Annotated in this window: 11 protein-coding genes; 9 read left to right on the forward strand and 2 right to left on the reverse strand. The window is 52.1% G+C overall.

The genetic code is table 11. The features are described from left to right. Nucleotides 1-71: 71 nt before the first annotated feature. Both nth and A3848_RS25640 read left to right on the forward strand, forming a co-directional pair. Entirely contained in the window at nt 72-755 is a 684-nt protein-coding gene (gene nth / locus A3848_RS25635; RefSeq protein ID WP_074087681.1) for an endonuclease III, read from the forward strand. A 32-nt stretch (nt 756-787) separates the two neighbouring features. Continuing rightward, a complete protein-coding gene (locus A3848_RS25640; RefSeq protein ID WP_020432793.1) occupies nt 788-1,054 on the forward strand; it encodes a hypothetical protein in 267 nt (88 codons plus the stop codon). A 111-nt stretch (nt 1,055-1,165) separates the two neighbouring features. Here the strand turns inward: A3848_RS25640 and A3848_RS25645 are convergent, their stop codons facing one another. Both A3848_RS25645 and A3848_RS25650 read right to left on the reverse strand, forming a co-directional pair. After that, the gene (locus A3848_RS25645; protein WP_074087682.1) at nt 1,166-1,498 is read right to left on the reverse strand and encodes an ArsR/SmtB family transcription factor; all 333 of its coding nucleotides are present in this window, start codon (nt 1,496-1,498) and stop codon (nt 1,166-1,168) included. Nucleotides 1,499-1,501: 3 nt separating this feature from the next. After that, complete coding sequence (locus tag A3848_RS25650) at nt 1,502-1,927, reverse strand: SRPBCC family protein (protein ID WP_074087683.1); 426 nt, start codon at nt 1,925-1,927, stop codon at nt 1,502-1,504. A gap of 251 nt (nt 1,928-2,178) precedes the next feature. On the opposite strand from A3848_RS25650, the gene A3848_RS25655 reads away from it, so the two are divergent. From A3848_RS25655 to A3848_RS25685, 7 genes are all read left to right on the forward strand, one after another. Next, entirely contained in the window at nt 2,179-5,859 is a 3,681-nt protein-coding gene (locus A3848_RS25655) for a dynamin family protein (protein ID WP_143192460.1), read from the forward strand. Nucleotides 5,860-6,006: 147 nt separating this feature from the next. Continuing rightward, nucleotides 6,007-7,197 (forward strand): formate-dependent phosphoribosylglycinamide formyltransferase, encoded by a 1,191-nt coding sequence (gene purT / locus A3848_RS25660; RefSeq protein ID WP_074087684.1) that lies wholly within the window; start codon nt 6,007-6,009, stop codon nt 7,195-7,197. Further along, nucleotides 7,187-7,651 carry a GNAT family N-acetyltransferase gene (locus A3848_RS25665; protein WP_074087685.1) on the forward strand — a complete coding sequence of 155 codons (465 nt, stop codon included), beginning with the start codon at nt 7,187-7,189 and terminating at the stop codon, nt 7,649-7,651. Before purT ends, A3848_RS25665 begins: the two co-directional genes overlap by 11 nt. Nucleotides 7,652-7,851: 200 nt before the next feature. After that, nucleotides 7,852-9,501: a response regulator gene (locus A3848_RS25670; RefSeq protein ID WP_074087686.1), complete on the forward strand. Its 1,650-nt coding sequence runs from the start codon at nt 7,852-7,854 to the stop codon at nt 9,499-9,501. A 3-nt stretch (nt 9,502-9,504) separates the two neighbouring features. Next, on the forward strand, nt 9,505-11,328 hold the full coding sequence (locus A3848_RS25675) for a sensor histidine kinase (protein ID WP_083612375.1): 1,824 nt from the start codon (nt 9,505-9,507) through the stop codon (nt 11,326-11,328). Beyond that, nucleotides 11,325-12,341, forward strand: coding sequence for a substrate-binding domain-containing protein (locus A3848_RS25680; protein WP_074087687.1), 1,017 nt, complete (start codon nt 11,325-11,327; stop codon nt 12,339-12,341). Before A3848_RS25675 ends, A3848_RS25680 begins: the two co-directional genes overlap by 4 nt. Nucleotides 12,342-12,482: 141 nt before the next feature. After that, on the forward strand, nt 12,483-13,559 hold the full coding sequence (locus A3848_RS25685) for a galactose ABC transporter substrate-binding protein (RefSeq protein WP_143186237.1): 1,077 nt from the start codon (nt 12,483-12,485) through the stop codon (nt 13,557-13,559). Nucleotides 13,560-13,577 lie beyond the last annotated feature (18 nt).

Raw genomic sequence — 13,577 nt, forward strand, 5'->3', positions numbered from 1 at the left:
ATATTTCTTTACAATTGAGAAGTTACACTCACTGCAGGCGGTGAGAGGTAACACTCCGTGGAGGGGACACTATGAAAGTTGCAGAGGTCCGCCACATCCTGGATACCATCGGAGAGTTGTTCCCTGATGCGCATTGTGAGCTGAACCACAGCAACGCATTTGAGTTGACGATAGCCGTGCTGCTCTCAGCCCAATGTACGGACGCAACAGTGAATAAAGTAACCGAGGACCTGTTCCAAAAGTATAAAGCCCCGCTCGACTATGTTTCAGTACCCATAGAGGAACTGGAGAGCGACATCCGGCGCATCGGTTTGTACCACAACAAAGCGAAGCATATTCAAAGTCTCTGCTCAATCCTGATTGAGCGGTATGGTGGAGAGGTGCCTCAGGCACATGATTTGTTAATAACCTTGCCGGGTGTGGGGCGCAAGACTGCTAATGTGGTAGTATCCAACGCTTTTGGAGTTCCGGCCATTGCGGTGGATACGCATGTAGAGCGGGTGGCCAAAAGGCTTGCCCTTGCTGGCTGGAAAGATTCTGTGCTGGAAGTGGAGAAGAAGCTGATGAAGGCGGTGCCGCGTGACGAGTGGACACTCACGCATCACCGGCTGATCTTTTTTGGACGCTATCACTGCAAGGCACAGAATCCCAAATGTCAGGTGTGCCCGCTCTTGGATGTGTGCCGGGAGGGTAAGAAACGTATGAAAACTACTGTAATTAGGAAAGCTAAGAATCATACGGAAACAAGTAATTAAGAGTTAGAGATGAAGAAGAGGATGGGATAGAGATGAAGTGCATTTCTGTATATACCGATAATTTTGAAGCGTTCTCCGATATTTTTGAACGTGTAGTGGAAAGTCCGCTTGAGGAAAACGAAGAACAGGAAGTGGAAGGCATCACGATCAGCCACTCCGGCGATGTACCTGAGCATTACCTGGAACGTATGTCCCAAAAACCTGAAGTAGTTGTGATGAGAGATAAATCCCGTGGCCTGACCATTCTACAGCATGGCAAGGTATTTGAAATTCTGTTGCCAGTTCTGGAAACTGCTTAAGCCACTCAGCTTGATTTCATAAGCAAGAGTCACCCAAATCGGATGTGAGAAAGCCGGCCCAAGGGCCGGCTTTTTGGTATGCAAAGAAAACAACTTCTGCTGATTTTGCTCTTATTGCGGGTTCGTGTCATTCTCAACGAATTCTTTTAGCAGCGACAGTCTGTCTTCCCAATAGGTCTCGAAGAAGGCAAGCCAGTCTTTTAGTTCTGCAAGAGGCTCCGGGTGAAGTGAATACCTTGTCTCCCTGCCAATCCGTCTGGAGCTGACAAGACCAGCATCAGATAAAATATGCAGATGTTTGTTAATGGCTGTACGCGAAAGAGGGAAGTTCTCCGATATGGCCACAATCGGCATATCATTACGGGCAAGCAGCTGTAACACGCTTCTGCGGGTGGGATCGGCGATCGCTTGAAATACATCATGCTTGATTGCTGGGGCAGCCACCGCTTAAGCCTCTGTATAACGAACGAGACTTTTGTTGACAATACCTTCCCATCCACCGTCCATAATGCCGTGGATCATCGAATGAGGTTGTCCGAACTCGGTAGCCTTTGTTTCATCCCATCCCGAGTGAATCAGGGTGAACTCTGTTTGCTGATTGTCCAGCTCTTTTAATTCAAACTCCAGATGCCAGTCTTTGCCCCAATCAAAACCCAGCCGGTGAGGCGGGGTAAGTTCAGTTACTGTGCAAGGAGAATCACCAAATTGGCCTGAACGCAGGATAAACTCCTTACCCAGGACCGGTTCGAATGTATTGTCCATCCACCAGGCCGCAATCCCCTCGGAAGTGGACACAGCTGTCCATACTTTTTCAATGGGAGCTTTAAGAACTACAGTTTTGCGAATTTCGGGCAATGTCTTTTCACTGTGCATAAGTTACCTCCTGTTTTGTAACACCTTTTGGTTTCGTAATTGATTGTAACACCATAAGGTGTTGTATTTCAATAGCCATTGAGAACTTCAACAAGCTTGTAAAGAAATACCTGGATTTGTGAGATTCGTGAGGGATTATAGGGGAATTTGTAAATAGTTCTGATTTGAATTGTGGCAAACTGGTGATAAAATGTAATTATTCTATTCTTGGTAGACAAACGATACACGAAGCAGCGAAGGTGGGAGTAAACGTGGGAGCGGAACGGGCCAAAATGGAGAAAGAAATCTTGAAGAAACCGTCCTATTCTGAGCTCAGCAAGCTTATGAAACAATGGGGCGATCCGGCTGCAGAACAAATTATCTCGGATTTGGAGTTAAAAGCTGCTGCGGGTGAGCTGACCTTTGCCTTTTGCGGGCATTTCTCGGCAGGGAAATCGAGTATGATTAATCAACTGTGCGGTAGGCCTGTACTGCCTTCCGGACCGGTTCCAACCAGTGCGAATATCGTATCCATCCGCAGTGGAACCCCTCGTGTTCTGCTGTATCCGCCAACTAGAGAAGCCGGAACCCAACCGGCCCCATGGGAGACAACACCGGAACTACTGCAGGATTTTTGCCGCAGAGGGGGCGAATACGCCGCCATATCGGTATGGGAGAACGTACCGCTGCTGGGGAGTTATGGAGTTCTAATGGATACACCGGGGGTGGATTCCACCGACAACGGGCATCAGGCGGCAACACATTCCGCACTCCATTTGGCGGATGTTGTGTTTTATGTGATGGATTATAATCATGTGCAGTCCGAGAATAATCTGGCCTTTGCCAAAACACTGAGTGAATGGGGCAAACCCTTGTATCTTATCATTAATCAGATTGACAAGCACCGTGAACAGGAAATTACCATTGAAGTGTACCGGAAGCAATTAGTAAGCGCTTTCGGTCAATGGGGGATTCAGCCGGCGGGAATTCTCTTTACTTCACTCAAGGTTCAGGAGCATCCATTGAACCAGTGGAAGGATCTGTTGAATCTGATTGAGAAACTCCTGGAGCAACGGGATGAACTGCTTCAGTACAGTCTGTCCCGTTCCCTTTATCATACCGCAGATGCAGCCCTGACAGCCTACAGAGAAGGACAGCGGGAGGAACGGGAGCATCTTCTTGAGGATGCAGGAACAGCGGAGGAGCGGGATTACGTGGAGCGTGAGCTCCTCGAATGCGCGGATGAGCGGGCAAAGGCTCTGGGGCTGGCTGAAGAAGCGCGCCAGCAGCTGCGAACCCGTCTGGATGCACTGCTGGGCAACAGCAGCCTGATGCCGGCAGAGGTCCGGGAATCTGCCGGGGCCTATGCCGAAAGCGTCAGTCCCGGCTTCCGCAAGGGACTGCTCTTCACGGCTGCGAAACGGGAGAAGGAACAACAGAAACGGCTGGCCGCCTGGCATGTGCTGCAGGGACGGGAGATTGCCGCCCAGCTGGAATGGCATCTGCTCCAGCTGGTGCGGCAGTGGGGAGAAGACCTCGGAGTCTGGGACGAGGCGGCGGAGACGGCACTTAAGCAGGCGTTCCCGGCGTTCAGCCCCGGGGTGCTGGCGGCTGCCGTCAAGCCGGGAACCGGCTTCAGCGGCGAAGCGCTGCTCAATTTCTGCCGCGCACTTGCGGCTGAAATGAAAAGCCAGTTCCGCCGCGCTGCGCTAGGCGTCGGCGATGAGCTGCTGGCGAAGCTGCCGCCGCTCCTGGACGAGCGGCTCGCGGATGTGTCGCGCCGCGAGGCAGCCCTGCAGCGGCAGGCGCGCGCACTCAGCGCGCTGGCCGCCCTTGACCTCGCGGCGGACGCCCGCGCGGCAGAGCTCGCGGCGCTGCTGCCGCAGCGCCGCACCCTCACCCCCGGCACGCTGCCGGAGGTGAGGGTTACCCCGCAGGCGGGCGCGCCCGGCGCCGCGCCGCGGGAGACCCGGCCGCCGCAGGGCGCAGCGGCTGGAAGCCCCGCCGCAGGGCTTGCGGCGGGTACGGCATCGCCGGCGGGCGGACGCCGCCGGCTCGGGAAGGCTGCAGCGGTGCTGGACGCTGCGGCGGAGCTGCTGCGCAGCGAGCCGGCCATGGCATCGGCAGCGCGCAGCCTGACGGCGCGGGCGGCGGATCTCGCCGGCGGCCGGTTCACCCTGGCGCTGTTCGGAGCGTTCAGCGCCGGCAAGTCCTCCTTCGCCAATGCTTTACTGGGCGAAGATGTGCTGCCTGTGTCTCCGCATCCCGCCACAGCGGCGGTGAACCGCATTTTGGCGCCGGAAGGGGACTTCCGTCACGCCAGCGCGGTGGTCACCATGAAGAGCATGGAGGATTTCTGGGAGGATATCCTCCATTCCTTCAGTGTGCTGCAGCTTGACGCGCCGCAGCCGGAGAACTGGACTACGAGCGCTGGGAATCTCCAGGTGAGCGGGCTCCATCCTTCTGCACTGCCGCATGCCGGATTTCTGCGGGCGGCAGCGGCGGGCTGGCAGGAAGCAGAACCCTTGCTTGGAACCGTACGCACGGTCGATCTGCAGGAATACCGCCAGCTGGTCGCCGAAGAGACACGGGCCTGCTTCATTCAGGGAATAGATCTCTATTACGACTGTCCCCTGACAGCCGGCGGTATCGTACTGGTCGATACCCCTGGGGCGGATTCACTGCATGCGCGTCATACCGGAGTAACCTTTGGTTACATGAAGAATGCCGATGCGATATGTTTTGTGACCTATTACAATCATGCGTTCTCCAAGGCGGACAGGGGCCTGCTGGCCCAGCTGGGCCGGATCAAAGACAGCTTTGCGCTGGATAAAATGTTCTTCATCATCAATGCCTCTGATCTGGCCTCGGATGAAGAAGAGCTACAGGAGGTTCAGCAGCATGTTGCGCAGAATCTGCGCGCCGGCGGTCTGAATGCACCACAGATGTATTCCCTCTCGAGCCTGCTTGCACTAGAAGGGAAAACGGCAAATAACCGGGAGATCTATGAAGCTTCCCGGTTCAGCAGCTTCGAGCAGGCACTTGCACATTTCGCGGGCGGGGAACTGCCAAAGCTGTCACTGGCAGGGGCCAGAGACAGCCTCGGCACCATCCGGCGCCGGACGGAAGAGTGGCAGGAAAAGGCACGTCAGGCGGCGGGGCAGCGTGAAGTGCAAATGAGGGAACTGCAGGAGCAGCGGAGTCAGGCAGAGCGGCGGTTGGGTCTATTGGCCGCCGAGGAGCGGCCGCGCCGGGATTTGCGCAGGGAAGGTGAGGAATTGCTGTATCATGTCCGCCAGCGGATCTCTTTCTCCTTTGGGCGTTTCTTTCAGGAATCGTTCCATCCCTCTCTGCTCCGTGAAGACGGCGGTCATCTCAAAGACATCTTTACAGCTTGTGGAAGAGAACTGGAACGGACGACTCAGCGAGAGCTGGAGCAGGAGCTGTGGGCCACCACGCTCCGGTTGGAGGCTGCCGGGCGCCGTCTGGTGCACTCAGCGGCAGCAGCTGCCGCTGAAGAGCTATCCATACCTCCGGAAGAGCTACACTTTCTTCAGAATGATAGGGAGTCTTGGTCTGCTCCGGCCAAGCTGGAAGTCAGGCTGGAGCCGCTCGACTGGACGGCACTGTGGAGCCGCTTCAAATCCCCCCGCCACTTCTTCGAAGGGACCGGCCGCAATGAGGTTAGAGCAGGGGCCGAGCCTGGGATGAAGGAATCCGTGGCAGGGGCTGTTGAAGAACAGGAAAGCTTTTTGCTGGATTTCTATGCAGAACGTATGGATGCCGCTTTGTCCCAGGTAGTGAAGGAGCTGAGTGAGAATCTGTCCGAGCGGGAAGCAGCGATCACAGAGCTCCTGAGAGGGGGTGATTCTGCAGAGCACTGGAGTCTTCTCAGCAGTGAATTGCTGGAACTTGAACAAGCTTTAGGCGATATCGTGGACAACGATCTGTGAAGTTTGTAGGAAAATGTCGAAGAACACTTGCATTCTGACGGATGATGGAAGAAAATAAAGGAGCCTGAAAATTTACAGTTTGCATTGCGTCGTTTACAGAAACATAGAACGCAGCAATCAAATTGGCGAAAGAGGTTGGAATCGACAATGTGGGGAGCTCCTTTTTCAGCCCAGAGCCGTAAGCTGCTGCTCCTGGGCAGCGGGGAATTGGGCAAGGAAGTCATTATCGAAGCTCAGCGCCTTGGCGTAGAGACCGTAGCTGTGGATCGTTATGAAGATGCACCGGCGATGGGGGTGGCCCATCGTTCCCATGTTATTGATATGCTTGACGCGGAAGCACTAAAAAAACTGATTCGTGAAGAAAAGCCGGATCTGATTGTTCCGGAGATCGAAGCCATTGCCACACATGCACTGCAGGAGCTGGAACAAGAAGGATTCTTTGTAGTTCCTACAGCACGTGCAGCGCGGCTGACAATGGACCGGGAAGGCATTCGCCGTCTGGCCGCCGAGGAACTGGGCCTGCCAACTGCAGCCTACCGTTTCGCGGATAGTCTGGACGAGCTGCGTCAGGCCGTAGAGATCCTGGGCACCCCGTGTGTGATTAAGCCGATCATGAGTTCGTCCGGCAAAGGACAAAGCGTATGCAAGAAGCCTGAGGATGCCGAGCATTGCTGGAATACGGCACTGGAAGGTGCACGTGCCAAAGGAACCCGGGTTATTGTAGAAGCCTTCGTGACCTTCGAGAGTGAGATCACACTCTTAACTGTACGTTCGGTCAGCGGTACGCTATTCTGCCCTCCGATCGGCCATATTCAGAAGGACGGCGACTATGTGGAGTCCTGGCAGCCTCATCAGATGAATGCAGCCGAGTGGGCTGAGGCTCAAGAAATCGCCCGCGCAGTTACAGACCAGCTTGGCGGGTATGGGATTTTTGGCGTGGAGCTGTTTCTTACGGATCATGGTGTATTATTCAGCGAAGTCTCACCGAGACCGCATGATACAGGCATGGTTACTATGATTACACAGGATTTATCGGAATTTGCTCTGCATGTCAGAGCCATTCTTGGATTTCCGCTCGACTCGGTGCAATTGCTGTCACCGGGCGCATCAGCAACATTGAAGGCAGAAACAGCCGGACAAGCTTTTAGGGTAACCGGTATTGGCGAAGCGCTGGCGCTTCCCCGTACACAGGTCCGTGTGTTCGGCAAACCGGAGATCCGCCCTGGACGGCGGATGGCCGTAGCGTTAAGTGCAGCGGAAGATGTGGAAATCGCGCGGACGACAGCCAAGCAGGCGGCGTCTATGCTAAAAGTGGAGGTAATTGAGGATGAACAGTAGTACTCAGGAGCAGGTACTGCAAATTCGCAAATGCGGCTTGAATGATCTGGAGAGAGTGACAGCCCTTCTGCGGGAATTCGGCTATCCGACAACGCTTAGCGTGATGAAAGAAAGAATGGAAGACATGGAGAATGATCCGTTCCACTGCACTCTCGTTGCAGAACTGGATAATGAAGTTGTGGGAATGGTTGGACTACGGAAGGTAAGATCCTATTACAAGCATGCAGACTGTATTATGGAGATTACCGCACTGATCGTAGCAGAGGAGCTTAGGGGCAACGGACTTGGCAAAAGACTGGTGGCCTCAGCAGAAGACTGGGCACGCCAGCAGGGATGCTGCCAGCTTTTCCTGAGAAGCGGTAATCGGGTGGAACGTGCGCCGGCACATGCTTTCTACCGTCATATCGGATTTGAGAAAACCACCGGCTACCGATTCAACAAATCATTGCTATAGACCATACGCACCAATCATCCCCATCCCGGTTCAAGCGGGATGGTTTTTTTTGCCCATATGTTCTATTTCTCCATACACATACGCATTCTATGTATTGCCTTCGCCAATCCACCTTCCTTAACTTAACCATAGATTGAGTCGTTCGAATCAGATAGAATGGGTGTAGAATGACCTAAACCTGATCCAAAGAGGGATGAAAAATGTATAAATTGATTCTAGCCGAAGACGAAGAAGATGTAAGAGAAGGGATTATCGCGCAAATCGACTGGGAGCACTACGGGTTTGAGGTTGTGGATCAGGCAGAGAACGGGCGGGAAGCCGCGGACTCCATTGACCGGCTGCTGCCGGACGTAGTCGTAACCGATATCCAGATGCCATTTATGAACGGGCTGCAGCTGGCGGAATGGATCCGTAGCCGTCACCCCAATACGAAGATAATTATCTTGACCGGATATGATGAATTCGAATACGCCCAGAAGGCAATCAAGCTGCAAATAGATGAATATATTTTGAAACCGTTTTCTGCACAGGAGCTGATTGACGTTCTGCTTAAGGTAAGGGTAACGATAGAGGCGGAGATTGCCGAGAAAGAGAATGTGTTTGTACTCAGCGAGCATTACCGCAAAAGTCTGCCGGTGCTCCGTGAGCAGTTTCTCTCCTCTCTGGTCTCCCGCAGGCTCCCAGCTGCAGAGATTGCTGAAAAGAGCGCTGAATACGGTATAGAATTAAGCGGTGCGCGGTTTCAGGCTTCCGTGATCCGTGTGGATTATATCCGCGAGGGCGGAGAAGAGACCGTGGCAACCAAACGGCCTGTATCGCTCAGAGATACGGGTGAACGTAATCTTCAGCTCTTTGCCGTACTGAATATTGCTGAAGAAATCTGCCAAAAGCATGGCTTCGGCAAAGTATTCATCTACCGCGATGATGTGGTGCTGCTCTCGGTCAGCGAAGACAGGGATGAAGCTGTGATTACCAGCCGAACCTATGCTATTCTCGAAGAAATTCGCCAGAATGTGCAGCGTTTTCTTAAGCTTACTGTGACAGCGGGCTCAGGTACGGCCTGCCATTCACCAGCTCTCTTGTCCCATTCTTTCAACGATGCGTTGCAGGCGCTGGATTATCGTCTGATTCTTGGAAATAATAGAGTGATCTGGATTGAAGACGTAGAATCCCGGGTTGGGCGTATGCTGGCTTATGACGAGCTGACCCAGCAGTCGCTGATCCGTACGATCAAGCTGGGTACCCTCCAGGAATTGAGAGAGGTAGTGGACGAGCTGTTTGGCGGATTGGATGCGGCACTGGTGAGCACGCAGGAATATCAGATTTTTCTGCTGGAGATCATCACCACGATACTTCGGGTAGCCAAGGAATCGGGCAGTGAGATGAGCGATTTTAACGGCTTGGGATTTTCCTCCCTGACAGAGATTCAGAAATTCAACAATATGGGTGAGGCCAGGGAATGGATTATCGGTGTGTGCAGCCGGCTCATGGATTCCATTGCCTCGGAGCGGCAGTCCAGCTACAAGCAACTAATCGACCAGGCCAAGGATTATATCCGCAGCCATTATGAGGAATCCGATATTTCTATCGGCAGAGTCTGCCAGCATTTGCACATCAGCACCGGCTACTTCAGCAGCATTTTTAAGAAAGAAATGAAGATGACCTTTGTCAGCTACCTGCTGCAGATCCGTCTGGAAGCGGCCAAAGAGCTGCTGCGTTCGACAGAGCTTAAGGCGTTTGAAATTGCCGAAAGAATCGGCTTTGCCGACCCCAACTATTTCAGCTTTTGCTTCCGCAAGAAATATGGTCAATCGCCAAAAGAGTACAAAAACAGCTCACGGGGAGGATAAGCTATGAACAAGCCGAAGGCCTATTTTTTTCCGCTTCGCCCGCAGCCGCGCAAGCGGGGCAAGCTTCGTTTGTCCTCCAAGCTGCGGAGTATCCAGCTCATTATTACGTTAACCTTTACGGCGGTCACTGTCCTTATTGCAGTGATCGTTAGTTTTATGCTGTACAACAAATTTGCTGCAACCGCCGAAAAGAATGCCAATATGAACATGCAGCAGATTATTGAGCAGGTGAATTATAACCTGGAGCTGTATGTCAAAGGGATGGGAAGTATTTTTGAAACAGCGGAGAAGCAGATTACAGCCAGTCCTTCTATTGATTCTTCCCTGCTAGGGGAGCGGATGGATACGCTGATGAGCAGCCGTGAAGATCTCGTTTCTGTAGCGGTGTTCACCCCTAAAGGTAAATATGTGGTCGGCACACCGGGCCAGAATATGCGGCTCAACACCCAGCTGCAAAGTCAAAGCTGGTTCACTTCGGCTATCAAAAGCTCTGAGATTTCCTACTCTGCTCCACATATACAGAATTTGTTCAAGGGGCGTTATACCTGGGTGGTCTCCATCAGCAAGATGATTGAATACAAAGAAAACGGGCTTACCAAAACGGGTGTTCTGCTGATCGACTTCAATTTCCGTACGATTGATCAGCTCAGCCGACAGGTAAAGTTGGGTAACAGAGGGTATGCTTACATTCTTGATCGGCAGGGCAACATTGTTTACCATCCACAGCAGCAGCTGATTTATGCCGGGCTGAAGTACGAGAATGTAGAGCCGGTGCTGGCGTATGAATACCGCAGCTATCTGGATGAATCTACCGGGGAGAAACGTTTTATCACAGTACGCACACTGGCCCAGACAGGCTGGAAGATCGTCGGTGTGGCCTATTACGATGAGATTGTGACGACCAAGCGCGACCTGAACCATTTTTTGATCTGGTTTTTGGGTTTCGTTATCCTAGGTGTAATCGTGTTATCTATCTTCTTGTCCTGGCTGATTGCCAGTCCCATCCGCAAGCTGGAACGGACGGTCAAGCTGGTTGGAGAAGGGGATCTGAACACACCGATTGACGTCAGCGGTGCTTATGAGGTTGAACAGCTGTCCCGGCGCTTTAACATGATGCTGCAGCGGATCAGGCAACTCATGGACCAGATTATCTATGAGCAGGAAACCAAGCGAAAGGGTGAGCTGGAGGTGCTGCAATCGCAGATTAACCCCCATTTTTTATATAACACACTGAATTCGGTCATCCGGCTGGCGGAAAGAGGCAAAACGGATGAAGTGGTGACGATGATCCAATCCCTGTCGAAATTTTTCCGCATCAGTCTCAGTAAAGGGAAAAATATGATTACCATGCAGGAGGAGCTGGATCATATCCGGCATTACCTGGTCATTCAGAGCTTCCGCTTCAAAAACAAATTCCGCTATGAGATTAAGGCACAGGACGAGGTTCTGACGTACCAGACGATCAAGCTGATTCTGCAGCCGATTGTGGAGAATGCCCTCTACCATGGCATTGAAATGATGCCCGATGAAGGACTGATTACTATTACTGCAGAGCTGCAGGAGGGGATGATTGTTATCCGGATCAGTGACAACGGGCTTGGCATGAATCAGGAGACACTGAAAACGATTCTGAGCGGCGGTAAAACCAGCAGCGGATCAGGTGTAGGAGTCCGGAACGTGAACGAACGGATCGGTCTTGTCTATGGACGGGAATACGGACTCACCTTTGAGAGTGAGATTGAAGAAGGGACAACAGTTACGGTCATCTTTCCTGCGGTCCGGGCCCAGGAGGGGCCAGAAGAAGGAAAGGAGGAATCCGTACAATGAGAAACTTACGCTTAGGGGTTGTTTTACTGGTGTGCTTAGTGTTGGGGTTTACGGTCACTTCCTGCCTGGGTACTTCTCCGGCATACATCAGTACAACTAAAACACACAACGTCCATATGATTGTAAAAATGAACAAAGGCGACTACTGGAACACCGTGAAGCTGGGTGCGGAGGCCGCAGCCAAGGAGTTCAATGTGAAGCTGACGTTCAAAGCGCCGGATTCGGAGAGCGACATCGACGAGCAAATCTCGATGGTAGAGGAGTCCATCAAGCAGAAGGCTGATGTAATTATACTTGCAGCCAGCAGTTATATGGGGCTCGCGCAGGTGGTGGACCAGGCCGAATATTATAAGATTCCTGTAATTTCGGTAGATGCGGAGGTAGGTTCAGCCAAGGTCAAAACCTATGTGGGCTCAAACGGCTATGAAGCCGGGCAGAAATCTGCAGAAAGGCTGATTGAGCTTTTAAATGGCTACGGGGAGATCGGCATCATCAATTTCACAAATTCCACCGGACACCAGGGCTCATCCGGATCGATTGATTATGGTGCACGGGATGCGAACGAACGGGAGATGGGTTTTCTGAACTATGCTGCCCGGTTTCCCAATATTGAGGTCGTTCAGATTTCCTATACTTCATCCAATACTAGCGACGCTGAACAACTGACCCGGGATATGCTGTTGAACCATCCTGATCTCCGGGGCATTGCCACCCTGAATGAAACGGCTTCACAGGGTGCAGGCAATGTGATTCAGGAGCTGGGCTTCAGCCAGTTGAAGATGGTCGCCTTTGACAGCTCTCCGTCCATGATGGAGCTGCTGCAGAATGGGACGGTTCAGGCCACCGTCATCCAGAATCCCTTCAGCAACGGATATTTAGCCGTCAAATATGCCGTAGAAGCCTCTGAAGGCATTGAAGTGCCTGAACGTGTGGATACCGGCACGAAGCTGATCGACCTGGAGAACATGTTATGGCCGGAGAACCAGAAGTTATTATTTCCCTTTGTCCGGTAGAAGGCTCACATCATTAGAATTTTTATAAAAATGAGTAGGATTTTATATTCGCAACCGCTTTCACGTCGGGCATAATAAGGATGTACCCGGGACATACTGGGCACAACTAAAAAGAAACATATATCAGGAGGTCAAATAATTATGAAAAAAATCACTTCCGTTTTACTAGCCAGTGCTTTGCTGGGTGCAGCTCTCGCAGGCTGCGGCGGCAACAATAATGCTAAGACTGACAATACAGGCAACGCTGCAAAAGCTACCAACAGTGCAAACTCCGGTGCTGCTGGTAAGACTCCAAAGGTCGGCGTGGCTATCTACAAATTTGACGATACGTTCATGACCGGTGTCCGCAATGCCATTGACACAGCTGCCAAAGGCATCGCTACTGTAGACATCGTAGACAGCCAAAACTCACAGCCTACACAGAACGACAAGGTGGACCTTTTCATCACAAAGAAATACGACGGCATGCTGATCAACCCGGTTGACCGCACAGCAGCAGGCGTAATTATCGATAAAGCCAAAACAGCAAATATTCCGGTAGTATTCCTGAACCGCGAACCGCTTCCAGAAGATATGAAGAAATGGGATAAAGTATACTACGTAGGCGCTAAGGCTGAAGAGTCCGGTACGATGTCCGGCCAGCTGATTGTAGACTACTGGAAGGCTCATCCAGAAGCTGATAAGAACAAAGACGGCGTGCTCCAATATGTAATGCTGAAAGGCGAACCTGGACACCAGGATGCCGAGCTGCGTACCACCTACTCCATCCAGGCCATCGAAGATGCCGGCATCAAGGTAGAGAAACTGGCTGAAGACACAGCCATGTGGGATCGTGTAAAAGGACAAGAAAAAATGGCAGCCTTCCTCGGCTCCCACGGTGACAAGATTGAAGCCGTTCTTGCCAACAACGATGATATGGCCCTCGGTGCGATTGAAGCTCTGAAAGCTGCGGGATACTTCACTGGCAACAAGTATATGCCGGTTGTAGGGGTAGATGCGACGGCTCCAGCTGTTCAAGCGCTGCAAGACGGAACCATGCTTGGTACGGTGCTGAATGATGCCAACAACCAAGGTAAAGCTGCAATCACATTGGCTGCATTGCTGGCCAAAGGTGAAACGCCTACCAAAGAAAATGTGGGCTTTAACATCACAGACAACCAATACGTATGGATTTCCTACAAAAAAATCACTAAAGATAATGTAGCTGACGCGAAATAAAGCTTAATACAAATAAAG

This window comes from Paenibacillus sp. P32E, assembly GCF_001909085.1.
GTDB lineage: Bacteria > Bacillota > Bacilli > Paenibacillales > Paenibacillaceae > Paenibacillus_AQ > Paenibacillus_AQ helianthi.